This window comes from Longispora sp. NPDC051575 (assembly GCF_040681875.1).
Lineage (GTDB): Bacteria > Actinomycetota > Actinomycetes > Mycobacteriales > Micromonosporaceae > Longispora.
Genome location: NZ_JBFAZP010000007.1, coordinates 217,249 through 241,516, shown reverse-complemented (window position 1 = coordinate 241,516; position 24,268 = coordinate 217,249). Strand labels below are relative to the sequence as shown.

Annotated in this window: 21 protein-coding genes and 4 tRNA genes; 18 read left to right on the top strand and 7 right to left on the bottom strand. The window is 70.5% G+C overall.

The window, feature by feature from the left end; all coding sequences use genetic code 11:
• The first annotated feature begins 63 nt into the window (after positions 1-63).
• Both AB0M43_RS21945 and AB0M43_RS21940 read left to right on the top strand, forming a co-directional pair.
• Complete coding sequence (locus AB0M43_RS21945) at positions 64-1,215, top strand: sensor histidine kinase (protein ID WP_363727434.1); 1,152 nt, start codon at positions 64-66, stop codon at positions 1,213-1,215.
• Positions 1,212-1,859 carry a response regulator transcription factor gene (locus AB0M43_RS21940; protein WP_363727432.1) on the top strand — a complete coding sequence of 216 codons (648 nt, stop codon included), beginning with the start codon at positions 1,212-1,214 and terminating at the stop codon, positions 1,857-1,859. Before AB0M43_RS21945 ends, AB0M43_RS21940 begins: the two co-directional genes overlap by 4 nt.
• A 230-nt stretch (positions 1,860-2,089) precedes the next feature.
• Here the strand turns inward: AB0M43_RS21940 and AB0M43_RS21935 are convergent, their stop codons facing one another.
• Positions 2,090-3,205: an ROK family transcriptional regulator gene (locus AB0M43_RS21935; RefSeq protein ID WP_363727430.1), complete on the bottom strand. Its 1,116-nt coding sequence runs from the start codon at positions 3,203-3,205 to the stop codon at positions 2,090-2,092.
• A 160-nt stretch (positions 3,206-3,365) separates the two neighbouring features.
• On the opposite strand from AB0M43_RS21935, the gene AB0M43_RS21930 reads away from it, so the two are divergent.
• The 7 genes from AB0M43_RS21930 (at position 3,366) to AB0M43_RS21900 (ending at position 11,151) form a co-directional block, all read left to right on the top strand.
• Entirely contained in the window at positions 3,366-4,670 is a 1,305-nt protein-coding gene (locus tag AB0M43_RS21930) for an extracellular solute-binding protein (protein WP_363727428.1), read from the top strand.
• A complete protein-coding gene (locus AB0M43_RS21925) occupies positions 4,660-5,580 on the top strand; it encodes a sugar ABC transporter permease (protein WP_363727426.1) in 921 nt (306 codons plus the stop codon). The genes AB0M43_RS21930 and AB0M43_RS21925 overlap by 11 nt, the downstream gene beginning before the upstream one ends.
• On the top strand, positions 5,580-6,386 hold the full coding sequence (locus tag AB0M43_RS21920; RefSeq protein ID WP_363727424.1) for a carbohydrate ABC transporter permease: 807 nt from the start codon (positions 5,580-5,582) through the stop codon (positions 6,384-6,386). The genes AB0M43_RS21925 and AB0M43_RS21920 overlap by 1 nt, the downstream gene beginning before the upstream one ends.
• A gap of 10 nt (positions 6,387-6,396) precedes the next feature.
• The gene (locus tag AB0M43_RS21915) at positions 6,397-7,665 is read left to right on the top strand and encodes a Gfo/Idh/MocA family oxidoreductase (RefSeq protein ID WP_363727422.1); all 1,269 of its coding nucleotides are present in this window, start codon (positions 6,397-6,399) and stop codon (positions 7,663-7,665) included.
• Positions 7,666-7,881: 216 nt separating this feature from the next.
• A complete protein-coding gene (locus tag AB0M43_RS21910; protein WP_363727420.1) occupies positions 7,882-9,150 on the top strand; it encodes a glycoside hydrolase family 16 protein in 1,269 nt (422 codons plus the stop codon).
• 52 nt (positions 9,151-9,202) lie between these two features.
• Positions 9,203-9,829 carry a hypothetical protein gene (locus AB0M43_RS21905; protein ID WP_363727418.1) on the top strand — a complete coding sequence of 209 codons (627 nt, stop codon included), beginning with the start codon at positions 9,203-9,205 and terminating at the stop codon, positions 9,827-9,829.
• Positions 9,830-9,888: 59 nt separating this feature from the next.
• Positions 9,889-11,151 carry an ROK family transcriptional regulator gene (locus AB0M43_RS21900; protein WP_363727416.1) on the top strand — a complete coding sequence of 421 codons (1,263 nt, stop codon included), beginning with the start codon at positions 9,889-9,891 and terminating at the stop codon, positions 11,149-11,151.
• Between the two features lie 745 nt (positions 11,152-11,896).
• Here the strand turns inward: AB0M43_RS21900 and AB0M43_RS21895 are convergent.
• The 3 genes from AB0M43_RS21895 to AB0M43_RS21885 form a co-directional block, all read right to left on the bottom strand.
• Positions 11,897-11,971: transfer RNA gene (locus AB0M43_RS21895), tRNA-Val, on the bottom strand.
• Between the two features lie 13 nt (positions 11,972-11,984).
• A tRNA-Cys gene (locus AB0M43_RS21890) sits at positions 11,985-12,055 on the bottom strand.
• Between the two features lie 17 nt (positions 12,056-12,072).
• A tRNA-Gly gene (locus AB0M43_RS21885) sits at positions 12,073-12,145 on the bottom strand.
• Positions 12,146-12,459: 314 nt separating this feature from the next.
• Between AB0M43_RS21885 and AB0M43_RS21880 the strand changes: the two genes are divergently transcribed.
• The gene (locus tag AB0M43_RS21880; RefSeq protein WP_363727415.1) at positions 12,460-13,149 is read left to right on the top strand and encodes a DUF6882 domain-containing protein; all 690 of its coding nucleotides are present in this window, start codon (positions 12,460-12,462) and stop codon (positions 13,147-13,149) included.
• A 180-nt stretch (positions 13,150-13,329) separates the two neighbouring features.
• Here AB0M43_RS21880 and AB0M43_RS21875 read toward each other — a convergent pair whose 3' ends face one another.
• Positions 13,330-13,761: an SsgA family sporulation/cell division regulator gene (locus tag AB0M43_RS21875; protein ID WP_363727413.1), complete on the bottom strand. Its 432-nt coding sequence runs from the start codon at positions 13,759-13,761 to the stop codon at positions 13,330-13,332.
• Between the two features lie 189 nt (positions 13,762-13,950).
• Here AB0M43_RS21875 and AB0M43_RS21870 point away from each other — a divergent pair, with 189 nt between their 5' ends.
• The 4 genes from AB0M43_RS21870 to AB0M43_RS21855 all read left to right on the top strand — a co-directional run bounded on the left by AB0M43_RS21870 (position 13,951) and on the right by AB0M43_RS21855 (position 17,073).
• Positions 13,951-14,352: a TIGR02611 family protein gene (locus tag AB0M43_RS21870; RefSeq protein ID WP_363727411.1), complete on the top strand. Its 402-nt coding sequence runs from the start codon at positions 13,951-13,953 to the stop codon at positions 14,350-14,352.
• A 95-nt stretch (positions 14,353-14,447) separates the two neighbouring features.
• Positions 14,448-14,519, top strand: a tRNA-Val gene (locus tag AB0M43_RS21865).
• A 280-nt stretch (positions 14,520-14,799) separates the two neighbouring features.
• Positions 14,800-15,420 carry a DUF6518 family protein gene (locus AB0M43_RS21860; protein WP_363727409.1) on the top strand — a complete coding sequence of 207 codons (621 nt, stop codon included), beginning with the start codon at positions 14,800-14,802 and terminating at the stop codon, positions 15,418-15,420.
• 258 nt (positions 15,421-15,678) lie between these two features.
• Positions 15,679-17,073, top strand: a complete 1,395-nt coding sequence (locus tag AB0M43_RS21855) for a M28 family metallopeptidase (protein WP_363727407.1) — start codon at positions 15,679-15,681, stop codon at positions 17,071-17,073.
• Positions 17,074-17,157: 84 nt separating this feature from the next.
• Here AB0M43_RS21855 and AB0M43_RS21850 read toward each other — a convergent pair whose 3' ends face one another.
• Positions 17,158-17,775 carry a TetR family transcriptional regulator gene (locus AB0M43_RS21850; RefSeq protein WP_363727405.1) on the bottom strand — a complete coding sequence of 206 codons (618 nt, stop codon included), beginning with the start codon at positions 17,773-17,775 and terminating at the stop codon, positions 17,158-17,160.
• 36 nt (positions 17,776-17,811) lie between these two features.
• Between AB0M43_RS21850 and AB0M43_RS21845 the strand changes: the two genes are divergently transcribed.
• The 4 genes from AB0M43_RS21845 to AB0M43_RS21830 all read left to right on the top strand — a co-directional run bounded on the left by AB0M43_RS21845 (position 17,812) and on the right by AB0M43_RS21830 (position 20,989).
• A complete protein-coding gene (locus tag AB0M43_RS21845; RefSeq protein WP_363727403.1) occupies positions 17,812-18,132 on the top strand; it encodes a rhodanese-like domain-containing protein in 321 nt (106 codons plus the stop codon).
• Positions 18,133-18,343: 211 nt separating this feature from the next.
• Positions 18,344-18,883, top strand: coding sequence for a dihydrofolate reductase family protein (locus AB0M43_RS21840; RefSeq protein ID WP_363727401.1), 540 nt, complete (start codon positions 18,344-18,346; stop codon positions 18,881-18,883).
• Positions 18,884-19,029: 146 nt separating this feature from the next.
• Entirely contained in the window at positions 19,030-19,860 is an 831-nt protein-coding gene (locus tag AB0M43_RS21835; RefSeq protein WP_363727399.1) for a hypothetical protein, read from the top strand.
• A 235-nt stretch (positions 19,861-20,095) separates the two neighbouring features.
• The gene (locus tag AB0M43_RS21830) at positions 20,096-20,989 is read left to right on the top strand and encodes a hypothetical protein (RefSeq protein ID WP_363727397.1); all 894 of its coding nucleotides are present in this window, start codon (positions 20,096-20,098) and stop codon (positions 20,987-20,989) included.
• A 141-nt stretch (positions 20,990-21,130) separates the two neighbouring features.
• Here the strand turns inward: AB0M43_RS21830 and AB0M43_RS21825 are convergent, their stop codons facing one another.
• Positions 21,131-24,154 (bottom strand): BTAD domain-containing putative transcriptional regulator, encoded by a 3,024-nt coding sequence (locus tag AB0M43_RS21825; RefSeq protein ID WP_363727395.1) that lies wholly within the window; start codon positions 24,152-24,154, stop codon positions 21,131-21,133.
• Between the last annotated feature and the right edge of the window lie 114 nt (positions 24,155-24,268).

Here is a 24,268-nt window from a genome sequence, read left to right as displayed (position 1 = left end):
CACAACCGCCGTCTTGTACTTTGGTCGGATACGCCGGGCACGCGAGCTGCCTAAGCTGACCTGATGGCCACCAACGCACTCCGCTCGCTGTGGGCCGAACCCCGCCCCGCGAACGCCCCGGACCGGACACCGCGGGACTGGGCCCTGGTCGCGGTACTGATCGGCTGGTCGGTCCTGGAACTGGTCTTTCGCCGGGACCTGGCTCCGCTCCCGCTGCTGCTCGTCGCCGCGCTCGCCGTCCTCGGCCCCCTGCTGTGGCGGCGCACGCACCCGCTCGCGGCGGTCGCGGTCTCCGTCGGCACGTTGGCGGTCGTCGACCTCGTCAGAGTCCTCACCGGGTCGCGGGGCGCCATGCTGAACAGCGGCATCGCGGTACTGATCCTGGCCTACGCCCTGTTCCGGTGGGGCTCCGGCCGGGAGGCCTCGACCGGACTCGGCGTCATCCTGCTCTGGCTGGCCGTCGTCACCACCCACGGCGCCGACCCCACCAGCTCTGCAGAGCGGGTCGCCGGATACGCGTTCTTCCTGTTCGCCGCCGCGCTCGGCGCCGCGATCCGCTACCGCGCGAAGATCCGGGTCCGCGACATCGACCAGGCCAAGGCCCGCGAACGCGAACAGCTCGCCCGCGAACTCCACGACACCGTCGCCCACCACGTCTCCGGCATCGCCATCCAGGCCCAGGCCGGACGCGCCGTCGCGGCCTCCCACCCCGAACGCGCCATCGAGGCCCTGACCGTCATCGAGGACGCGGCGACCCGCACCCTCACCGAGCTGCGCGCCATCGTCGGCGTGCTCCGCGCCCCACAGGACACCGCATTCGCGCCGCAGCCCGGCGTGGCCGAGGTCGGGCAGCTCGCCACCGACGGCCGGACGCGTCCCCGCGTCGAGGTGACGCTGCTCGGCGAGTTCGACGACCTCAGCCCGGCGGTCGGGGCCGCGATCTACCGCCTGGCCCAGGAGTCCGTCACCAACGCCCGACGGCACGCCCGCCACGCCACCCGGGTCACCGTCGCCGTCACGGGCGACGCCGACCGGGTACGGCTGACCGTCGACGACGACGGCTCCGCCACCGGCGGCCGCGCCCCGGAGGGCTACGGCCTGGTGGGCATGCGGGAACGCGCCGCGCTGCTCGGCGGCACCTTCCACGCCGGCCCCGCCGCCGAGCGGGGCTGGCGGGTGGAGGCGGTCCTGCCCTGGACCGGGACGCCACGATGAACATCAGGGTCCTCATCGCCGACGACCAGCCCATCGTGCGCACCGGCCTGACGATGCTGCTCGACGCCCAGCCCGGCATCGAGGTGGTCGGCGCGGCCGCCGACGGGCGCGAGGCGGTCCGGATGGCGCTCCAGCTGCGCCCCGACGTCGGCCTGTTCGACATCCGCATGCCGCTGATGGACGGCATCGAGGCCACCCGACGCCTGGCCGGCCCCGACGTCGCCGACCCCCTGCCGATCGTGGTCATCACGACCTTCGACCTCGACGAGTACGTCCACGGCGCGCTCAAGGCCGGCGCCCGCGGCTTCCTACTCAAGGACGCCGGACCCGCCCTGCTGACCCAGGCCATCCACGCCGCCGCCGACGGAAACGCCCTGATCGCGCCCAGCGTGACCGTCCGCCTGCTCGCGGCCTTCGCCCACACGCGGACCTCAGCACCGAGGCCGCCGATCGAGCCGCTCACCGCCCGCGAGGAGGAGGTCCTCGTGCCGGTGGCCCTGGGGCGGACCAACAACGAGATCGCGAGCGAGCTCTACATCACGACAAGCACCGTCAAGGCACACCTCGCCAGCCTCATGCGAAAGCTCGGGGCCCGGAACCGGGTCGAGGTCGCGATGTGGGCCCACGAGACCGGCCGCGTCTGACACGGCGCGGGCTCGCCAGACAACACTCAGGCTCAACTGGTCGATCATGAAAAATGGCAGCCCAGAGCTCATTTCGCCCGTAGAGGCACCCTGGCCGCCCGCGACGCCCGACTTCCGGGCTACCGCGCCGGACGGTACGGCCGCCAGGTAGCCGCATTCGCGGAGATTCCGCCAACCCGGCTCGGCGCCACACTCACCGTCCACCGCAGCGGCCGGCGTTCCCCCAGGGGTCAGATCGGTAGGTCTTCGATCGCGAACACCCGGCGTTCGACGTCCTGGAGGGCGAGGCGGAGGGCCCCGAGGACGACGGCTTCGTCGCCGAGTTCCGACATCCGGATGGGTGGGGTGGTCAGGCACAGTCGGTGCAGGTGTTCGGTGAGGGGCTCCAGGAGCGACTTGCCGGCCAGGGACACGCCGCCGCCGACGACCACGACGTCGGGGTCGACGGTGAGGACCATGGCCGCGATGCCCTGGGCGAGCTGCTGGGCGAAGCGCTCGACGGCGCGCATGGCGTGGGGTTGCAGGTCCTTGGCCGCGGCGAACAACTGTTGGGCGGCCGCTTCCGGGCCGGTGCCGGGTTCGGCGGCCTTGATCAGGTCGCGGGGGGCCTCGTCCCAGCCGAGGATGTCGAGGGCCCCGATCTCGCCGGCGGCACCGGAGCGTCCGCGGTGCAGTTTGCCGTCGATGATGAGTCCGGCGCCGAAGCGCAGGCCCGCCAGGACGTGCACGACGGTGTCGGCCTCGCGGGCGGTGCCGCGCCAGTGTTCGGCGAGGGTGGCCAGGTTGGCGTCGTTCTCGACGAGTACCGGGCAGGTGAAGGAGCGGCCCATCCGGCCGCCGAGGTCGAAGCCCGACCACTCCGGCAGCACCGACAGCGTGACCCGGCCGGCGGGGTCGACGATGCCGGGGGTACCGACGGCGGCGCCCAGCACGTCGCCGCGCCCGCATTTCGCCTCGTCCATGGTCGCCTCGACGAGCCGGCGGGCCAGCGCGAGCCGGTCCGGGGCGCTGGCGTGTTCGGCGATCGCCTCCCGTCGGGTGGCGACGGTCTCCCCGGACAGGTCGGCGATCGCGGCCCGGATGGTGTGCGCGCCGATGTCGACGCCGACGACGTAGCCGGCCTTGACCCGGAAGCGGAAGCGTTTGGCGGGCCGGCCCATGCCGCCGGAGGTGTCCGGGGGTTGTTCCTCGACCCAGCCCTGCTCGACGAGCTCGTCGAGCAGGGACATGACCGTGGGCCGCGACAGCCCCGCCTTGCGGGCCAGGTGGGCCACGGTCATCGCGCCGCCGGAGCGCAGCGCCCGCAACGTGGTCACGTGCGTCATCCGGCGCAGAAGGGACGTCATACGGCCAGATCCTAGCACTTTAGGAAGGTGTTTCCATATCTCAGCCTAGATCTAGAAACACCTTTCATAAACCGAGCATTGGACGCTTGACCCGTCCAGGGTGTGGGCCTACTCTCAGGATCGACAGTTATGAAGACAGCTTACATATGTTGGAGCTCCCATGAAACCCAGTAGATGGCTCTCAGGCGCGGGCGTGCTGTCCGTGGGACTGCTGGCCGCCGCCTGTTCCCCCGGCGGGTCGGCGGGGACCGAGTCGCCGTCGGCGCAGTGCACGGCCACCGTCCCGGCCGGCAAGGTGACCCTGAAGATGGTGTCGACACCGGAGTCCGGAGCCGCCGTCAAGGCCATCATCGCAGCGTTTCAGGTCAAGTACCCCAATATCACCATCAACTACCAGGACACCAACTACGACGACTACAACAAGAGCCTGAACCTGTCCCTGGCGTCCGACCAGGCGCCCGACATCGCGCTCCTGAACTCGGTGGGCACCACGGTCAAGGACAAGTTGGTGGCCAGCCTGGCGGGGTGTGAGAAGGCGTACTCGTGGGACAAGGTGTATCCGAGCACGCAGCTGGCGCAGTGGCGGCTCGGGGCCAACGGGTCCACACTCGGCTCCGGTGACCTCTACGCGGCGCCGGCCGGGTTCTCGATCGTCGGGGTGTACTACAACAAGGACAAGGCCGCCAAGCTCGGCGTCACCCCGCCGAAGACCCTCGACGAGTTCGAGGCCGCGATGGACAAGGCCAAGACCGCCGGGGAACTGCCGCTGCAGCTGGGCAACTCCGAGGGCCATGCGTCCTTCGCCGTGCAACTGCTCGGCCAGTCCGCCGACGGAGCGGACAAGGCGGCCAACTGGACGTTCGGGCAGCCGGGCGCGACGTTCGACACGGCCGGCAACCGGTCGGCGGCCGGGCAGGTGGCGGACTGGGCGAAGAAGGGCTACCTGCCCGCCGGCGCCAACGGTGTCGACCTGCAGGGCGCGGTGGACAAGTTCACCAAGGGCGAGGGCCTGTTCTTCATCGACGGCAACTGGGACGCGGCCAAGATCGGTGACCGGTTGGGCGCGAACGCGGGCTTCTTCGCCTTCCCCGGCGCCAAGGCCACCGCGATCGGCACGTCCGTGGCGTACGCGATCTCGGCGAAGTCGCCCAACCAGTCCGCGGCGGCGGCGTTCCTGGACTTCCTGCACTCCCCGCAGGCCTCGGCCGAGGAGTTCAAGGCCGGGTTCATGCCGGCCGACCCGTCGGCGGCCACGCCGGCCCCGGGCACGGTGATGGCCGACATCGTCGCGGCCTGGAGCAGGGTCAACGCGGACAACGGGCTCGTGGGCTTCAACAACAACGCCACGGCCACGATGAACGACACCCTCACGGCCGGCACCCAGGAACTCGTCGGGGGCAGGACCGACGCGGCCGGGTTCGTCGCGGCCGTCCAGAAGGACTGGTCCAAGACACATGGCTCATGACGCCACGCGGCCGGTGCGGTTCACCGCACCGGCCGCGGTCCGCCGCCGCAGACGCCGCCGCAGGATGGTGCCGCTGCTGTACGTCGCGCCCGCGTTCCTGTTCTACGCGACCTTCATCATCGTCCCGTGGCTGCACAGCGTGTGGATCTCGCTGTGGGACTGGAACGGCGTCGGCGTCGCCGAGTGGGCCGGGCTCGACAACTACGCCGAGGTGTTCACCGAACCGGCGCTCAGAGAGGCCCTGCTGCACGCGTTCCTGTTCATCCTCTTCTACACGGTGATCCCGATCAGCCTCGGACTGGTCCTGGCGGCACTGGTGGCGGCGACACCCTGGCGGGCCATGCCCCTGATCCGCGCGACGCTGTTCCTCCCGCAGATCCTGCCGCTGGTGGCCGTCGGCGTGATCTGGAAATGGATCTACAGCGACGGCGGGCCCCTCAACGACACCCTCTCACTCATCGGCCTGGGCGGCATCACCCGCCCGTGGCTGGGGGACTTCGACTGGGCACTGCCCGCCGTCGGCCTGATCGGAACCTGGGTCAGCACCGGCCTGTGTTTCCTGCTCCTGCTGTCGGGCATCCAGAAGATCGACCTGCACCTCTACGAGGCGGCACGGGTGGAGGGCGCCGGCCCGTTGCGGGAGTTCTGGCACGTCACCGTGCCGGGCCTGCGCAAGGAGATGGCCGTCGCCGCCACCGTCACCGTGATCGCCGCGCTGGCCAGCTTCGACGTCGTCTACATCATGACCGGCGGCGGCCCGGGCTATGCCACGACGGTGCCGGGCGTACAGGTCTACCAGCTGGTGTTCACCGCCGGCCGGGTCGGCACCGCCTGCGCCCTGGCCACCGTGTTGTCCCTGTTGACCTGCGCCGTCATGTACGGCCTCAACCGGCTCGCCCGGGAGCGGTGATGACCAGATACCTGACCAGGCTGTCCCTGCTGGTGGCGGCGGCCTCGGTGCTGATCCCCTTCCTGGCGATCTTCAGCGCCGCCCTGCAACCGGAGTCCAACCTGTCCCCCGGCCTGGAGTGGCCCTCGGATCCGCACTGGGAGAACTTCGCCACCGCCTGGACCAGCGCCGGCTTCGCCTCACTGCTCAAGTCCAGCGCCATCATCGCCATCGGCGTGGTGCCGATCTCCCTGGTCCTGGCGACGCTCGCCGGGTACGGCATGTCGACCATGGGCTCGCGGGTGCGCGGCCCGCTGTTCGCGCTGCTCATGCTCGGCCTCGCGCTGCCGTACGAGGCGATCGTGATCCCGCTGTACTACGACCTGCGCTCCGTGGGCCTGCTCAACACGTACTGGGCCGTGATCCTGCCCCTGGTCGGCGCGTTCATGCCCTTCGGCGTGTTCTGGATGCGCAGCCACTTCGAGGCCATGCCCAAGGAACTCACCGAGGCCGCGGTCATGGACGGCGCGTCGAGCTGGCGCACCCTCACCACGATCCTGCTGCCCACCGCCAGGCCAGCGCTGACCACCCTGGGACTCCTGTACTTCATGTGGTCCTGGAACCAGTTCCTCCTGGCCCTCATCCTCATCCAGGACCCGGCGATGCGCACCGCGCCGGCGGGGCTGGGCAAGTTCGTGCAGCAGTTCGGCCAAAACATCCCCCTGCTGTCCGCCGGCACCATCATCGTCATCACCCCGGTCGTCCTGCTCTACCTGTTCTTCCAGCGCCACTTCGTCAAGGGCATCCTGCAGGGCGCCGTGAAATAGGAGCATCACCATGACAGTCTCTCTAGCGATCGTGGGCGCTGGAGCCCGAGGCGCCGCCTACGCGCGCATCGCCACCGCCCAGAACACCGCGACGGTCGTGGCCGTGGCCGAACCCGACCCGGTACGCCGGGCCACCATGGCGGCCCGCTACGGGCTGGCCGACGACCAGGTCTTCGCCGACTGGCGCGAGCTGACCGCCCGACCACGGCTGGCCGACGCCGCGATCGTGGCCACCCCCGACCGTATGCACGCCGACCCGGCCTGCGCGCTGGCCGACCTGGGCTACGACCTGCTGCTGGAAAAGCCCCTCGCGCCCACCGAACACGAGGCCCGGCGCATCATCGACGCCGCCGCCCGCAACCGCGTCCTGCTGTCCGTCTGCCACGTGATGCGCTACAGCGCCTACACCCGCAGCCTCAAACGGCTCGTCGACTCCGGCCGGATCGGCGACATCGTCAGCGTCGAGCACCTCGAACCGGTCGGCTGGTGGCACCACGCGCACTCCTACGTGCGCGGCCAGTGGGCCCGGGAGGCCGAGTCCTCCTCGATGCTGCTGGCCAAGTCCTCCCACGACCTCGACTGGCTCGACCACATCATCGGCCGCCCCCTGCGGCGGGTGTCCTCCTTCGGCGGCCTCTACCACTTCCGCCCGGAGAACAAGCCCGAAGGCGCCGGGCAGCGCTGCGTCGACTGCCCCGTCGAACGCTCGTGCGCCTACTCCGCCGTGCGCATCTACCAACGGTTCCTGGGCGACCCGGTCTACGAACGCTGGCCCCTGGGCGTCCTCACCGACGACATCACGGCACACGGCATCGACCAGGCGCTGCGCGAAGGACCGTACGGCACCTGCGTGTACTCCGGCGGCAACGACGCCCTCGACCACCAGGTCGTCATCCTCGAGTACGAGGGAGGCGTCACGGCGTCGTTCACCGTCACCGCGTTCAACGCCCTGGACTTCCGCAAGACCCGGCTCTTCGGCACCCGGGGCAGCATCGAGGGCGACGGCCGCCGGCTCCTCGTGCACGACTTCCTCACCGACACGAGCGAAACCATCGACACCACCACCACGGGCAACGCCTCCGCAGCCGACGGGCACGGCGGCGCCGACGACGACATGCTGCGGGAGTTCCTGCGGGCCGTGGCCACCGGCGACCGGTCCCGCCTCACCTCCGGCCCCCAGGAGAGCCTGCGGTCGCACCTGGCCGTCTGGGCCGCCGAAGAGTCCCGCCACACCGGCACCGTGGTGACCCTCCGGACCCCCTCAAATATATGTAGCTAGATTCTGTAAATAGTCGGTATGGGCGCCAGTCGATGTCGCATACACCTCCAGGCCGCCTCCGCTCCGGAGGCGGCCTGAGCCTATTCACCAGGTGTTTGTGCCATCCTGGCGCCGAGTCGATGCAAGGGTTGACCCCACGTTCGGGCCGTGCCTACTATCGACCTACATAAGTAAACAGGTTTCAAAAGTGAAACCTTTCCCTCAAGAGGTGACCTTGTGACACGCACCCGAAGAGCAGCGGGGGTCCTGCTGCTGGCGACCGCGCTGACGGTCGGCATGGGCGGCTACCCCGGCTACGCCGCCGACTTCCCGGCCAACCCCACCACCAAGTCCGGCTACACCCTCGACTTCCAGGAGGAGTTCGACGGCACCTCCCTGAACACGACCAAGTTCCTGCCCTCCTACCTGCCGCACTGGACCAGCACCCCGCAGAACGCGGCGGCCCGCTACACCGTCGGCAACGGCGTTCTCACCGAACGCCTCGACGCCGACACCCCGGCCTGGAACGCCCAGTACGACGGGACGGTGAAGATCTCCAGCATCCAGACCTACAACAAGGACTGGTGGCACAAGTTCAACGGCAACATGCCCAACGACCACCACGAACCCGACTTCAACGGGTACTCGACGAAGTACGGCTACTTCGAGACCCGCGCGAAGCTGTCCAACGTCGGCGGCGGCGGACACCAGGCGCTATGGCTCGTCGGCACCGAGGACACCTCCAGCGCCTCGGCGAACTCCGAGATCGACTTCATCGAGACGTTCTTCAGCAAGCCCGCGAACTGGCGGATCGCCGCATACGGGTGGGGCGACCCGAACTTCCTGGGCTCGTGGTACCTGGACGACAACCCGGTGCCCAGCGGCAGCCCGACCAGCGAGTTCCACGTCTACGGCATGGAGTGGACCCCGTCCGAGCTGAAGTTCTACTACGACAACCAGCTGTACAAGACCATCGCCGACGCCCCCAACATGGCGATGGGCATGATCCTGGGCATCTACACCGACGCCGGATCCGGCCAACACAACAACGTCTGGCCCAAGTCCTGGCAGGTCGACTACCTGCGGGTGTTCAAGAAGAACGGCGGCTACCCCGAGACCTACCAGCGGATCAAGAACCGTGTGAACGGCCAGTACATGTACGTCTCCGGCACCAACGGCAACGTCAGGTACGGGGCGGTTTCAGCCACCGACACCAGCTCCCATTGGGAGAAGGAGACAGTCAGCGGCTACACCCGGTACAAGAACCGGCTGACCGGCGAGTACATGCACGTCGAGAACCAGAACGGCAACGTCCAGGCCGGCGTCGTCCCCGCCGGCTACTGGAGCGGCCAGTGGACCGAGGAGACCGTCGACGGGTACAAGCGCCTGAAGAACCGGTGGAAGTCCACCTACGCGCACATCGAGGGCCTCACCGGCACCGTGCAGTACGGAACTCCACCGAGCACCTACTGGAGCAGCCAGTGGGTTTTTGACCCCGCCCCCTAGCCCTGACTGATGCCGGCCGGCCCACCGGCCGGCATCCCTACTGGAGATCCCCATGAACAAGCTCACCGCGACAGCCGCGCTGGCACTACTGATCCTGGCAGGATGCGACTCCGCACCCCGCACCACGACCGGGCCGGACCTGACGCAGGAACAACGCAACCAGGCCGCACGCGAACGCCAGACCATCTGGTGGGTCATCGACAAGGACGGCAACAAGACCACCAACCTCGCCGACGACCAACCCGACGTCACGGCCGTGCGCAAGGTGGTGGCCCTGCACTCCAACACCGTGGACAACCGCGACCACCGCACGATCACCGAACACGCCGACGACGAGTACGGCTACTACCACCCCGTGTTCGCCGAGGAGCTACGGGCGAAGAACTACACCGGCCAGCTCGTCAGCCTCTACACCGCCCACCAACTGCGCACCCACCAGACGAACCTCGCCTGGTACACCTCCACCTTCCCCCAGGACCTCACCACGGCGAAGGTCGACATCGACGTCGAGTTCCAGTTCGACGAGGCGACAGCCGCCTACCTGGCCGCCAACCAACTCGCCCTCGCCACCCCCTACGTCCAACACCGCACCATCAGCCTCGCCAAGACCGGAAACCGGTGGACCATCACGAAGATCGACAAGTCGCCGCTCACCCGCCGCCCCACCACGCCCGGCTAGGACACACGATGCCGCCCGACACCGGTCGTATCATCCTGGGCACATCACCCGCAGCGATCATGGCCGAAGCCCCCCGGGGCACACGGGCACCGCTGGCCGCCACCGGCCCACACGTACTCCGCCAGATCAACAACACCGCCGTGTTCACCGCCCTCCGCCAGGCCGTCTCCGCCATCGCGCGCGTCTCCGAACTGATGACCAGCACCGGCCTGTCCCGTCCCGCCGTGACCCGCGCGCTGGCCGACCTCCGCGACGCCGACCTGGTCGAACTCGTCACCGACGACACCGCCCGGATAGGCCGCCCCGCCCAACGCGCCCGGCTCCGGGCCGCGTTCGGCCACGTGGCCGGAGTGGACGTCGACAGACACAAGATCCTCGTCAAGATCGCCAACGTCGCTGGCGGCGTGCTCGTCACCCACCGGGTCAACACCCCTCCCCGCACGACCGGTCCCGACCTGCCCGCCCTGATCAGCACGGCCCTCGAGCAGGCTGTCGCCGCCGCCGGGCTGACGCACGCGGACCTGTGGGCGGTGTGCGTCGGCACCCCCGGCATCGTCGACCGCGACCACGGCGAAGTCGTCCTCGCCCCCAGCATCCCCGGCTGGGCCGGCCTACCGGTCGTGCCGCAGCTCCGCGACCAACTGCACTGCCCGGTACTGATCGACAACGACGTGAACCTGGCCGTCCTCGCCGAACGCTGGCGCGGCACCGCCATCGGCGTCGAATCCCTGGTCTTCGTCCAATGGGGCGAACGGATCGGCACCGGCCTGATCATCGACGGCGCGCCCTACCGGGGCGCGCACGCCGCGGCCGGCGAACTGGGCTTCCTCGACCTCGGGCTGCCCCCCAATGACCCGACCGGCAGGCCCGCCGCCAACGAGGGCACCGGCCCGTTCGAGCGCCTCGTCGGGGCGGCCGCGATCCACGAACTCGCCGTCGCCATGACCGCCGGCGGCCGCGACCGGGACCTGCACGCCCAACTCACCGCGCCCGGGGAACGCGACATCGCGCCGCTGTTCGCAGCCGCCGCCGCCGGCAGCCCGGTGGCCGTGGCCGTGGTCGACCGGGTCGCCGCCCGGTTCGCCCAGGGCCTCGGCGCGCTCATCCTGTTGATGGACCCCGAACAGGTCGTCATCGGCGGGGGGCTCTCCCGGGCCGGGGACACCCTCCTCGACCCCGTCCGCCGGCACCTGGTCGGCCGGACACTGTCCTCCCCCACCGAAGTACGGGCGTCGACGCTCGGGGAGGACGCCGTCGCCCTGGGCGCGATCCGGCACGCGCTCGACGCCACTGCGGTGAGACGGGTCGCCAGCATCGGATGACCGGAGGTTGTGACGCGTCCGGTTGACTCCGGAGCGCACAGTTCGACGCACACCGCCGACCCATAGAGCGCACACAAGGCACAACCACATCAGCACAGGCAGACGCGATGAAGCACCCGGCCGGGCCCTAGCCAACAGCCTGAAAGCCGAACGGGAACGTGCACTGCGCGGTCGCGACGGCCTGCGTAGTTAGCAGCGTCGCCGCCAACCTGCCGTCCGCGGTCCGGACGCGCTCCACGCCCAGCACCAGTACCTGCATGAGTCGTCGTAGTTGATGATCGCGTCGGAGTGCGTTGTCGGCCAGCGTCGGGTGAGCAGGACCTGGACTATGTCCCAACGCTCGGCATGACCACCGACCTGCCCGCAGCCGCCTCGATGATCGGCATCGGCAGCGCCATGGCCTACGAACTCGCCAGAAGCGATGAGTTCCCCGTCCGGCTACGCCGGCTTCCGCGTCGTCGTCTCGGTCACCGAGCTACTCCAGGGCCGGGGCGCAACCGCGACCCCGCCACCAGGCCCCGCCGAACGAGTAGCCACACCTGTGGAAGACACCGGCATTCCACGGCAGCGGTGACTCTTCGACCCGGATGCCTAGGGCCCGCCCACCGCCAGATCGGCGACGCGGGCTCGGGGCGAGGAACACTTCGGTCCGCCAAGGTACGCCCGGAACGGCCGTTTCCTGCGGACGGATGAAGTTGAGGCCAGTTCCCGGTTTCCGGAAACTGGCCTCTGACGTGCGTCGTGCTGGTGGGCGTAACAGGGATTGAACCTGTGACCTCTTCCGTGTCAGGGAAGCGCTCTCCCGCTGAGCTATACGCCCTTGCTTGTTACAGAGGTGGAGACGGGATTTGAACCCGTGTACACGGCTTTGCAGGCCGTTGCCTCGCCTCTCGGCCACTCCACCGAGTGATACCTCTGTCGAGCGGATGACGAGATTCGAACTCGCGACCCTCACCTTGGCAAGGTGATGCGCTACCAGCTGCGCTACATCCGCACTTTGTTGCTTTTGTTGTTTCTGTCCGCTTGTCCGCCTTGCGGCGTTCCTCGCTGACTGGAGAAACTTTAGCCGAGGGACCCCGGACCCGCAAACCGGGGGTACCCACCGGCCCGGCGACCCCACCCGACCACCCGGCCACAACCGCCCCACCGTCCGGCCACCACCACCCACCGGATCGACCGGTATCCCCTCGGTGGACGGGCTCACCCACGCCCGCGCCGCCAACCCGCGCGGCCAGCCTCACACCCCGAGCGGGGCCCGGCGAGCCCACCCCACCGTGTCGCATCCCGAAGTACACCGTTAAGCCCATCATGGAACTTTTCAGCCCCGAGCTCGAACGGTTGGCCGCGGCCCGCTCCGCGATCATGATGGAGCAGTTGGAGACCCTGAACGCGTACCTGCCCGGGGGCGACTGGACCGTCGACCTGGAGACGTGCACGTTCACGATGGGAGCCGCCGAGCTGCGGTGCAGCCTCCTGGCCAGCTACGCGACCCACAACGGCACCTTCCTGTGGTCCTGGGGCAACCCGGGCTACGGCCTGGACCACGTCGCCACCCAGGCGGTACTGCGGCTCACCGACATCGGTCGGATCTGGGAGATCCCGGAGATCACGCAGAACACCCTCGACCTCAGCCGGCGCAAGGACCCGGTGATGTCCGCCGAACGCCTGGTGATGGCGGCCACGGCCCTGCTGGAGTGCCGGGGCTACCTGGGGCTGCCGTACGAGGGCGGCAAGTTCTTCGTGGTGTTCGACGACGCCCGGATCCCGATGGGCCGGTTCGACCCGATCAGCGCCGCGCGCCGCCTGGTGTCCGCCGTGGGGGTGTTCCCGGGCGACCACCGGCTGACCGTGACCCGGTACCTGGAGCACCACGGGATCCCGTACACCGACACGTACAACGGGTTGCGGGTGGATCTGGGTGACGGGAGCAGCGCGAAGGTGGACTTCAGCCCCGAGGGCAAGTTCCTGATGTGGCAGTCGAGCGTCACGGCGTCCTAGAGAGCACAACACCAGGCGACGGGTACCCGCAAGCGTCCGGTGCCCGGCGCGCCGTCGAGCCGGACGCGTGCCCCGGCATTGTGCCGTCGAGCGGCGTGAGTCCCCACTCCCCGGCGTCCTGTCCAAAGCGCGCGAAAAGGGGCCCCTCCAGACTCGGAGGGGCCCCTTTTCGACTGTTACTCAGCGTGCCGACAGCAACCGGACGACGGCGGCGTCCACATCCAGATGGTCGCTCTCCTTACCCCTCGGCACCACCACGTACGTCCGGCGCAGGAACCGGACGAGCACGCTGCGCGGTACCTCGAAAAGGGCGTTTCCATCCGGGGACGACAACGCCAGGGCGACGAACTCGCCCCTCGGTGTCGACCACGGCCAGACGCGCACATCTCCGATGCCCGCCGGCTCGTCCAACCCCTTGACCAACAGGTCGCGGGCGAAGGACCAGCTCACAGGCTCACCGCCCACCGTCTCCGCGTGGAACAGAACGTGGACCGCGTACGGATCGAGCGGGTCGTAGCGCAAACTCGCGCGGACCGGCAGCGCGGTCGCGTCAGGCGCGACCAGCCGCAGAGACGTCTCGACCTCCACGGTCGCGGGACGTAGTACCCCCATCGACCTCACCCCCAGGCAACGGCGACGAGACGCCCCGCGCGTCCCGCATTCTCACACTCGGGTGATACCCCCGGTCACGCCCCGTCATACGCTGATCTCGACCCGTAGTGGAGTCCGGTTCTGAAAGTAGCGCCTCCGGAGCCCCAGCGGGGCCTCAAAGACCAAAACTTATGAGGTACGTTCCGGGGTGTGACAGGCGTGAAAGATCAGACAAGCGAACGACACTGGCTCGACCGGATCCGGGAGAAGCCGGGGGGCAGGTTGGCCGTCAAGATCACGGTCACGGTCCTCGGCGTCGCCGTGATCGTCGTGGGCGCCTTCCTCATCCCGCTCCCCGGCCCCGGCTGGCTCATCGTGCTCGCGGGCCTGGCGATCCTGGCGCTGGAATTCCACTGGGCCCGCCGCCTCCTGGCCTTCGCCCGGCACCAGCTCGACCGGTGGACAGGCTGGATCAAACGCCAGAGTCTGCTGGTACGCGCCGTGATCGGCGTCCTCGGCCTCGTCTTCGTGGCGGCGGTGGTCTGGGCGTCGGTGAAGTACAGCCTCGGGGTGGATCTGTGGCGGGAGGCGCGGGATCTGACGGGGTGGTGACCCCGGACCGCGGGGGTGGTGACCTCGGGGCACCGGCGTGGTGACCCCGGATTCGCGGGGTGGGGTGGGCGTCGGGTAATGTAACCACTCGTTGCGGGCGTATAGCTCAGTGGGAGAGCACTTCGTTCACACCGAAGGGGTCGCAGGTTCAAACCCTGCTACGCCCACCGCACATCGGAGGCCGTTTCCGCCAGTCGGAGACGGCCTTTCCGCTGTCCACGCCTCGTCTCTTCGAGCCGTCCTGGCCGTCCGGGTCCGGCGCCACGTGCGTGTCGGGCGACGCCACCGGACTCGGGCCTGTCGGGCGGAGCGCGAGGCCGGTCGACGGGGCTCGGGCGCTGGGTTGCCGGTCGGCCCTTGTGTCCGAGTTGGCGGGTCCGCCTCGATCGGCGGGGCTGTTCGGGTCTGGCTCCGGGGCAAGATCGTTGGCGGCTAGGCTCGGGGGCCATGCGACCTGCGAATCGTTGGGTGATGCTGGCCGGCTCGGTGGGTGGGCTCGTGCTGGGCGCCGTGGACTTCCTGTGGATCCGGTTCGTACCCTTCCCGCTGGCCGAGTTGGGGAACTCGACGGCGACCTGGGCGGCGGCGGCGTTCCTGTTCGGCTGGTGGGTGCGGTCCGGCTGGGTGCGTGCCGCGATCGGGGCCAGTGTCGGGCTGGTACTCGCGGTGCCCGCCTACTACGTGACGGCGACGCTGGTCAACGGGGACGACGTGGCGGTGTTGTGGGCGCCGACGTCGCTGGTCTGGATGCTGATGGGTGTGCTGGCCGGTGTCGTGTTCGGCGGGGCCGGGGTGTGGGCGCGCGGCGCGGGGTGGTTGGCGGCGGTGGGGCTGGCGCTGCCGGCCGCGGCGTTCCTGGAGGAGGCCGCCCGGTTCGCCCTGCGGCTCGGGGACCCGGACTACTCCGGTTCGGTGGCGTGGAACGTCGCCATCGACGTGGCCCTGGCGGTACTGATCGTCTGGCTCGCCGGCCGTACCGCCCGGGGACGGGTGCTCGCGCTGGCCTGCGCGCTGCCCCTGGCGGCCCTGGGGTTCGGCGCGTTCCTCCTCGTCGGCGCGGCCACGTAGCAGCGAAGCACGCCGGAGACCCGACAGGACTCGACGGCGCAGGAGCGGCGCCCCGGACAGCCCGGCGCCTATCCACGTGCCCGTCATACCCGTGCGGCAGGGCCCGGCCGTACCCCTCTGAGGTTGGGGTTGGTTGGGTTGCGTTAACAGGGGGCGTTATTTAAGGAGGGCTTATTGTCCCCTTGAGTTCCCCCTCATCCATTGATGTCCATACTCCGGCATACCGCTACAGCGGTACTCAACCATCCGGAGAAGCTCATGACACCCCTCGTTCCACAACGTGTCACCCACAGGACCCGCGCCGCGATCGCCGTCGGCGTCGGTGCCGCGGTGGCCGTCGCCGTGTTCGCCTCGGCGCAACCCACGATGGCGACCCCCACGCTGACGATGGCCACCGCCGCCGCGGCGCCGGACATCAGCGTCGCCAACATCAAGACCCACCTGCAGAAACTGTCCGACGTGGCGGCCGCGAACGGTGGTAACCGCGCGCACGGCACCACCGGGTACCAGGCGTCCATCGACTACGTGAAGGGCAAACTGGACGCTGCCGGGTTCACCACGAGCACGCAGAGTTTCACGCACAACGGCAAGACCGGGTACAACCTGATCGCGAACCTTCCGGGTCGCGGGGACGCCAACCAGGTCGTCATGCTCGGCGCGCACCTCGACTCGGTCGCCGCCGGCGCGGGCGTCAACGACAACGGGTCCGGGTCGGCGACGATCCTGGAGATCGCGTTGCGGTACGCCGCCAGTGGTGAAGCCGGCACCAAATCGGTGCGGTTCGGCTGGTGGGGCGCGGAGGAGCTGGGGCTGATCGGTTCCAAGTACTACGTGGCCAATCTGCCGACCGCCGAGCGTACGAAGATCAAGTCGTATCTGAACTTCGACATGGTCGGCTCGCCCAACGGCGGGTACTTCGTGTACAGCGAGGACCCGACCCGGGGCGCGACGATCAAGTCCACGATCGAGTCGGGCTTCACGGCGAAGAACATCGACCCCGACGACGCGAACCTGAACAGCCGGTCGGACCACGCCGCGTTCATCAGCGCGTCGATCCCGAGCGGGGGCATCGCGTCGCTGAGCCTCGACCCGAGCAAGAGCTCCGCGCAGGCCGCGAAGTGGGGCGGGACGGCGGGCGCCGCCTACGACCCGTGCTACCACCAGTCGTGCGACACGCTGTCGAACCTCAACGACTCGGTGCTCGACAACATCGCCGACGTCGCCGCGTACGCCGCGTGGCAGCTGGCGGGCATCGGCGGCGGCGGCACGCCCACCCCGACCCCGACCGCGTCGCCGACCGGCTCCCCGAGCGGGAACGTGTACACCAACGCCAACGACGTCGCGATCAAGGACCTCCAGACGTCGGACTCGCCGATCGCGGTGAACCGGGCGGGCAACGCGCCGTCGACCCTGAAGGTGGCCGTGGACATCGTGCACAGCTACCGGGGTGACCTGGTGGTGTCGCTGGTGGCGCCGGACGGCACCGTCTACCTGTTGGAGGACTTCGCCAACAACGACAGTGTGGCCAACGTGAAGAAGACGTACACGGTGAACGCGTCGTCCGAGGTTGCCAGTGGAACCTGGAAGTTGCGGGTCAAGGATGTCGCTAACGCCGACACCGGGTACATCAACTCCTGGTCGTTGACCTTCTAGATTCCCCTCAGTGGTGGCCCGTCCCGGTGTTTCGGGGCGGGCCACCTTGCGTTGGGGGCGGCGGGAGGTCGTCCCGGATCGCGGTCACCGTCCAGCGCGGGCCGCGTCCGCGAGCGCCCCGGCGCGCAGCCGGGCCTCCCCCAGCAGCGGCAGCACCGCCGTCACGTGCTCCGCGCCGAGCCCCGCCAGCAGCGCGTGCGCCGCGTACTCCGGATCCGCGGCCGACCCGGTCAGCAGCAGCGCGACGTGCCGGTGCCAGAACCGGTACGCCCCGATCCGGTACCGGGCCCCGGGCGCGGCCGTCTCCGACATCCGGACCAGGTCGAGGTGCCCGAGCAGGTAGTCGAGGTAGGCGGCCACGAACGCCACGAGCCGCTCGCCGGGCGCGCCGTCCGGCCCGAGTGGCGCCGGTCCGCTGAGGATCCGCTCCTGGAGTTCGCGTTCGCGCGCGTCGAGGAGGGCGGCGGCGAGGCCGGCCCGGTCGCCGAACCGGCGGAACAGGGTGCCCTTGCCGACCCCGGCGGCCGCCGCGACGGCGTCCATCGAGACGTTTTCGGCCCCGTGTTCGGCGAACAGGCGGGCGGCCGCGTCGAGGACGGTGGCGCGGTTGCGGGCGGCGTCGGCGCGTTCGGTCGGGGGTGACGTGCGCAACTGGAGCAGCTCTTGATAACCGGACTGCGGTCCGTTAACGTCGGAGGCCATAACCGGACTGTAGTCCATATCTATCGGAGGTTCACCATGACCGCCCTGATCACCCGCGAGGACCTCGCCGCCGCCATCGAGGCCCGCGCGGTCACGGTGCTCGACGCGCTCGGCGCCGCGTACCACGCGCAGCGCCACCTGCCCGGCGCGCTGCCGCTCGCCCCCGGCGACGTGGCGACCCACGCCGCCGACCTGCTCCCCGACCGCGACGCCGCGATCGTCACCTACTGCTCCAACCCGTCCTGCCCGAACAGCGGCCAGGTCGCCGACCGGCTGACGGCGCTCGGCTACACCAACGTCCGCAAGTACCGGGAGGGCATCGAGGACTGGGCGGAGGCGGGCCTGCCCCTCGAATAGCGGCCGTCACTCCCCGCGAGGACAGTTGACCGCCCCGGCGCGCGGCGTCCAGGACGTCGTGCGCCGGGGCGGGTAGGTCCCGGGCGCTCCGGCGGTGCGGGTCGGGGGCGGTGGAAAAATTCTTTGGCGGCTTGTCGATTCTCGGGGCGGCCGTTCGACCTAGGTTCAAAGGAACCGGGCCGCAGGGGCCCACCAGACCTGGGAGACGACCATGGGATCGATCAAGTCCGGACTCTTCATCTCGCTCGACGGCGTCATCGAGGCCCCGGAGACCTGGCACTTCGACTACTTCGACGACGAGATGGGCGCGGCGGTCGGCGCGCTGATGGGCGGGAACGACGCGACGCTCCTCGGCCGGCAGACCTACGACGAGTTCGCCGCGTTCTGGCCGAACGCCGACCCGGCCGACCCGTTCACGGCCCAGATGAACGGCGGCCGCAAGTACGTCGTGTCGGACACGCTCACCGAGGCGAACTGGGAGAACTCGACCGTCGTCAGCGGGGACGTCGAGGCGGAGCTGACAGAGCTCAAGAAGGACACCCATCTGGGTACGACCGGGAGCGCCACCCTCGTCCGCTGGCTGTTGGAGAAGGGGCTGGTCGACGAGCTGCACCTGCTCGTACACCCCGTGGTGGTCGGGGGTGGGAAGAAGTTGTTCGCCGACGGGGCGAAGGTGCCGCTGAGCCTCGTGCGGTCCACCGCGTTCAAGTCGGGCGTCCTGCACCTGGTCTACGCCCCGGCCGCCCGCTGACCGCGCCAGCGCGTACCCGTCGAGAGGTTGATCTCCGGGGGTTGTGGGCTGGGCACATCCCGCGCACAACCGTGGCACAACATGGGGTGCCGAGAGTTGTCGGCAGCGGCGGGGACGTCGCCGACAACGACAAGTGGAGGTTCGACATGACTACTCCGATGCGGCGGATGGCCCGGCTCCTCGTCGCGGCCGCCGCCGGTGTGGCGCTGATGATGGGGATGGCGGGGACGGCCCACGCGTACCCGGGTTCGGCCGACGACCGGATGACGTCCACGCCGACCGGGTGGTGGACCTATCAGAACGTGGACGCCACGCAGGTGGGCAATCTGGCCAACGCCAACGGGGCGCGGATCACGGACCTGCGGGTGGTCGACGCGTCGCCGCTGCGGTTCTCGGTGACGATGGTCAAGAACACGGGCAGCTACGCCAGCGGCTGGTGGTGGTACTACGGCGTGACGATGGCGCAGGTCAACACCTATCTGGGTACGAACAACGCGCGGCTGATCAGCGCCGTGCGGTACGGCAACTCCTACGCCGTCGTCATGGTGCCCAACACCGGGGCGAACGCCAAGGCCTGGGGCTGGTGCGACACGACCTACGCGGGGATCAGCTCGTGCCTGGGGACCACCAGCCGGCTGACGAACATCGAGACGTACGGGGCGAACAAGTTCGTCGTGATCTTCGTGAACAACAGCGAGGGCCTGGGCTGGTGCTGGTACGCGGGGATCAGCCGGGCGGCGCTCAACAACGTGTGCGGCGGGCAGTCCGTGCTCGACGTGAGCCAGAACGCGGACGGCACCTTCAACGTGGCGTCGGTGGCGCAGAGCACGCCCGACGGCCGGGTGAAGGACTTCGCGACGCCGACCGACCTGGTGAACTACGCGCAGCTGTCGCCGCCGGACCGCGCGCTGTTCGTGACGCCGTACGTCACCGGGGGCACCACGCGCTGGCTGACCTCCTTCCGGCACAACTCGTAGCCGACCACGACCGGCGGGTCACGGCCTGTGGTCACGGCTCCCCGGGGCATCCCGCCCCGGGGAGCTCCGGCATGTCGGCTTCCCACCCGCCGCCCGGACGTCCCGGAACTGTCGGCTATCCGCATCGCGGAGTCGGATCCCCGCGCCACAACGCCGCCACAACATCCACCGCCCATCCTGGACCCCGGGCGGCACCCGCATCGCCGCCCACCGTCCGGCAGTTTGGGGGAAGACAGTGATCAAGAAGCTCGTGCGGCGGCTCGTCCTGGTGGGCGTCGTCTGCCTGGGGGTGGCGGCGACGCTGGTGGCCACGCCGGCCGTCGCGACCGCGCAGTGCACGTTCGTGACGAACTCGATGGGGGCCGGCTGTTGGCCGGGCGGCTCGCTGCCGACGGCGAACCTGGTCAACGACCGGGAGATCTCGAACCCGACCGGCTGGTGGACCTACCTGAACGTGGACGCCGCGCAGGTGTCGAGCCTGCTGGACGCGAACGACGCCCGGCCGACCGACCTGCGGGTGCTCAGCACGTCGCCGCTGCGGTTCTCGGTCACGATGGTGCGCAACAGCGGGGCGGCGTACTCCAGCGCCTGGTGGTGGTACTACGGCGTGTCCAAGGCCCAGGTGAACACGTTCGCGGCGCAGAACAACGCGCGGCTGACCAGCGCGGTGCGGTACGGCAACGTGTACGCGGTCGTCATGGTGCCCAACTACGGGGCCAACTACAAGGCCTGGGACTGGTGCGACACCGACTTCGCCGGGGTGGGCACGTGCCTGGGGAGCACGTACCGGCTGACGAACATCGAGGCGTACGGCGCGAACAAGTTCGTGGTGATCGTCGTGAAGAACGTCGAGGGGTACGGCTGGTGCTGGTACTCCGGGGTGACCCGGGCCGCGCTGGCCAACGTGTGCTCGGGGCAGTCCGTGCTCGACGTGAGCCAGAACCCCGACGGCACGTTCAACGTGGCCTCCGTGGCGCAGGGCACGCCCGACGGCCGGGTGCGGGACTTCGCGACACCGACCGACCTGGTCAACTACGCCGTCAACGCGCCGGCGGACCGGCCGCTGTTCGTGACGCCGTACGTCACCGGGGGGACGACGCGCTGGTTGACCTCGTTCCGCTACAACTGACGGTTCGACGTGCCGGATCCGGGGTGGTGCGGCCTGACCCGCGCCGCCCCGGCCGGCCCCGGGAGCGCCAACGCCCTGGGAGCCCGGCCGCCCTGGTAGCCCGGCCGTCCAGGGAGCCCGGTCGTCCCGAAAGCGGCCCGCCTACCCCTCGGCCGCCAACACCGCCCCCAGCGCGTCCGCCTCGGCCGTCGCGTTCGCCTTCTCGTACAGCCGCACCGCCGTCTCCCGGTGCGTCCGGGCCGCGACCGGATCCCCCCGGAACCGCGCCAGGTCCCCGAGATGCCGGTGCAGTTCGGCCTCCTCGAACACGGCCGGCACCCGCCCGCGCACGGCCAGCGCCCGCAGGTACCAGCCCTCGGCGGCCTCCACGGCCCCGGCCCGGAACTCCGCCAGCCCGAGCCCGGTCATCGCCACGGCCTCCAGGTGCGGATCGGCCAACGCGCGGCTCAGCCGGCGGGCCTGGTCGAACAGCTCCGAGGCCACCTCCGGCTCGCCGAGGCCCAGCCGGGCGAGACCGGTGTCGTGCAGGGTGTCCACCTCGGCGCGGCGGTCCCCGATCCGGTCCTGGATCGCCCGGGCCCGGTCGAACAGGTCCATGGCCTGCCGGTACCGGCCCTCGCCCAGGTGCGCGGCGCCCGTGCCGTGCAGGACCACGGCTTCGAGGCGTTCGTCGCCGAGCGTGCGGACCAGGGCGAGCGCCCGGTCGAGGTAGTCGAGGGCCACGTCCGGCTGGCCCATCCTGGTGTGCGCGTCGCCGAGGTTGTTCAGCGCGTAGGCGACGTCGCGGGACAGGCCGTTGGCGGTGTGCATGGCGAGGGCGGCCTCGTACTCCCCCACGGCCTCGTCGAACCGGCGGAGCGCGGCGAGCGCCACGGCCGTGTTGTTGCGGACGCTGCCCTCGCCCCAGGCGTCGCCGGCCGTGCGCATCAGCGGCAGGGCGTGCCGGAGCGCCTCGAGGGCCTCGTCGAACCGTTGCAGCTGGATGCAGGCGACCCCGACCTGGCCGCGCATCAGGCCCTCGGTGCCCCGGTCGGCCAGCCGGCGGGCCGCCGCGAGCCCGGTGCGGCAGATCTCCAGCATCGGGGCCCAGTGCCCGCGCGAGTAGTAGAAGCCCATCAGCAGGTACGCGAGCTGCCAGGCGGCCGTGTCCTCCCCGCGCTCGACGGCGTGCCGGGACACGGCGGACAGGTTGGCGCGTTCGCCGTCGAGGAAGGACAGCGTCTCGGCGTGCCGGGCCGGAAAGGGCGGCCCGGGCACCGGGTGCCGGGCCGTCACGTGGGCCCGGTCGCGGCCGGGGGTGAGGGTGCGGTTCGCGGCGTCGGCCACCGCCAGGTACCAGTCGAGCAGTCGTTCCTCGCTCTGTCCACGCACCGCGAGGGGCTCCTCGGCGAGGGCGCATTCGCGGGCGTACCACCGGATCAGGTCGTGGAACCGGAACCGGCCGCTGGCGATCTCCGTGACCAGGTGCGCCGCCGCGAGTTCCTCGGTGGCCCGGCGGGCGGCGGCGACCGGGGACCCGGTGACGGCCGCGACCAGCCCGACGGCGAAGTTCGGCCCGGGGTGCAGCCCGAGCAGCCGGAACGCGGCGGCGGCCCCCGGGGTCAGGGCGTGGTAGGCGCTGGCGAAGACGGTGCGGATGCTGCGGGAGTCGCCGGGCACGGACAGCGCGTCGAGCCGGTTCTCGGTGGCCAGCTCGGCGACCAGGTCCGCGACGGCGAGCCGGGGGCGGGCGTTGAGCTTGGCCGCCGCGATCCGCAGGGCCAGGGGCATCCGGTCGCAGGCCTCGACGAGCTGGCCGGCCGCCTCCGGTTCGGCGCCGACCCGGGTGGGCCCGAGGACCCGTTCGAGCAGGGTCAGGGACTCCCGGGTGCTGAGGGCGTCGAGCTCGACCCGGCGGACGGCGGCGTGCACGTCGAGGGTGGGCAGCTGGTGCCGGCTGGTGGCGACGAGCAGGCTGCCGGCGGTCGGCGGCACCAGCGGCAGGATCTGCTCGGCCGAGCCGACGTTGTCGCAGACCAGGAGGACGCGGCGGTCGTGCAGCAGGGACCGGTACAGGCCGAGCTGGTCGCCGTGGCCCGTGGGCACCCGGCCGGCGGGCACCCCGAGCCCGCGCAGGGCGTGGCCGAGCACCTCGTCGGGGGTGAGCGCCGTGGCCTCGTCGTGCCCGAGCAGGTCGCAGAAGATCTGGCCGTGCGCGAACCGGTCGGTGACCCGCTGGGTCCACTCGACGACGAGCGCCGTCTTGCCCATGCCCGCCGGCCCGGACACCAGCACGAGGGGCACGTCGCCGCCGGCCGCCAGGGCCTCGTCCAGGGTGGCGAGTTCGGCGGGCCGGCCGGTGAAGTGCCCGGGGCGCGACGGCAGCTGGGCCGGCACCTGGCCGGGGGCGTCGGGCGGCTCCAGGGCCGGGTCGCGGCGCAGGATCGCGGTGTGCAGCCGTTGCAGCTCGGGGCCCGGGTCCACGCCCAGCGTGTCGGACAGGTGCTCGCGGAACCGCTGGTAGCAGGTCAAGCCCTCGGACTGCCGCCCCGACCGGTACTGGGCCAGCATCAGCAGCCCGACCAGACGCTCCTCCCCCGGGTCGGCCACCAGCAGCCGCTCCAGCGCCGGCACCGCGTCGGCGTGCCCGCCCAGCTGGAGTTCGCCGTCCCACAGGTCGCCGAGCGCGGCGAGCCGGACGTTGTGCAGCCTGGCCACCTCGGCGGCGCCCCAGCCGTACAGCTCGGCGTCCGCGAGCGCCTCGCCCCGCCACAGGTCCAGGGCGGTGCGCAGGCCGGCCACGGACTCGGCGACCCGACCGGCGGCCGACCCGGCCCGGGCCTCGGCGACCAGGGACTCGAACCGGCAGGCGTCGACGGACTCCGGGCCGGCGGCCAGCGCGTAGCCGACCCGGCCGCTGGTCAGCAGGCCCGGGAGCCCGCAGGCGGCGAGGGCCTGGCGGGCCCGGGTGAGGTGGCTCTGCAGGGTCCGGACGGCGGTGCGCGGCGCGTCCTGCCCCCACAGCGCCTGGACGAGCCGGGGCGCGGGGACCGGGGTGCCGGGGCGCAGCGCCAGCAGGCCGACGAGGGCGCGTTGCCGGGCGCTGCTCAGGACGGCGGGGCCGGCCGGGCCGACGGCCTCGATCGGGCCGAGTAACCGCAGCTCCACGCCCATCGCACCACCCATCCGCCGGAATCGATCGACAGCGTAGCGGCGGGTACCGGCACCAACAAGCCGGAACTCGACAGCAGGTACCGACAAGTCGGCCGGCCGTTGCGCAGGGCCGCCCCAAGGCTTGGC

What these genes read in the sequence shown, in the direction of transcription:
- AB0M43_RS21945 (WP_363727434.1), top strand. Translation starts at nt 64, where the DNA reads ATGGCCACCAACGCACTCCGCTCGCTGTGGGCCGAACCCCGCCCCGCG.
- AB0M43_RS21940 (WP_363727432.1), top strand. Translation starts at nt 1,212, where the DNA reads ATGAACATCAGGGTCCTCATCGCCGACGACCAGCCCATCGTGCGCACC.
- AB0M43_RS21935 (WP_363727430.1), bottom strand. Translation starts at nt 3,205, where the DNA reads ATGACGTCCCTTCTGCGCCGGATGACGCACGTGACCACGTTGCGGGCG.
- AB0M43_RS21930 (WP_363727428.1), top strand. Translation starts at nt 3,366, where the DNA reads ATGAAACCCAGTAGATGGCTCTCAGGCGCGGGCGTGCTGTCCGTGGGA.
- AB0M43_RS21925 (WP_363727426.1), top strand. Translation starts at nt 4,660, where the DNA reads ATGGCTCATGACGCCACGCGGCCGGTGCGGTTCACCGCACCGGCCGCG.
- AB0M43_RS21920 (WP_363727424.1), top strand. Translation starts at nt 5,580, where the DNA reads ATGACCAGATACCTGACCAGGCTGTCCCTGCTGGTGGCGGCGGCCTCG.
- AB0M43_RS21915 (WP_363727422.1), top strand. Translation starts at nt 6,397, where the DNA reads ATGACAGTCTCTCTAGCGATCGTGGGCGCTGGAGCCCGAGGCGCCGCC.
- AB0M43_RS21905 (WP_363727418.1), top strand. Translation starts at nt 9,203, where the DNA reads ATGAACAAGCTCACCGCGACAGCCGCGCTGGCACTACTGATCCTGGCA.
- AB0M43_RS21900 (WP_363727416.1), top strand. Translation starts at nt 9,889, where the DNA reads ATGGCCGAAGCCCCCCGGGGCACACGGGCACCGCTGGCCGCCACCGGC.
- AB0M43_RS21880 (WP_363727415.1), top strand. Translation starts at nt 12,460, where the DNA reads ATGGAACTTTTCAGCCCCGAGCTCGAACGGTTGGCCGCGGCCCGCTCC.
- AB0M43_RS21875 (WP_363727413.1), bottom strand. Translation starts at nt 13,761, where the DNA reads ATGGGGGTACTACGTCCCGCGACCGTGGAGGTCGAGACGTCTCTGCGG.
- AB0M43_RS21860 (WP_363727409.1), top strand. Translation starts at nt 14,800, where the DNA reads ATGCGACCTGCGAATCGTTGGGTGATGCTGGCCGGCTCGGTGGGTGGG.
- AB0M43_RS21855 (WP_363727407.1), top strand. Translation starts at nt 15,679, where the DNA reads ATGACACCCCTCGTTCCACAACGTGTCACCCACAGGACCCGCGCCGCG.
- AB0M43_RS21850 (WP_363727405.1), bottom strand. Translation starts at nt 17,775, where the DNA reads ATGGCCTCCGACGTTAACGGACCGCAGTCCGGTTATCAAGAGCTGCTC.
- AB0M43_RS21845 (WP_363727403.1), top strand. Translation starts at nt 17,812, where the DNA reads ATGACCGCCCTGATCACCCGCGAGGACCTCGCCGCCGCCATCGAGGCC.
- AB0M43_RS21840 (WP_363727401.1), top strand. Translation starts at nt 18,344, where the DNA reads ATGGGATCGATCAAGTCCGGACTCTTCATCTCGCTCGACGGCGTCATC.
- AB0M43_RS21835 (WP_363727399.1), top strand. Translation starts at nt 19,030, where the DNA reads ATGACTACTCCGATGCGGCGGATGGCCCGGCTCCTCGTCGCGGCCGCC.
- AB0M43_RS21825 (WP_363727395.1), bottom strand. Translation starts at nt 24,154, where the DNA reads ATGGGTGGTGCGATGGGCGTGGAGCTGCGGTTACTCGGCCCGATCGAG.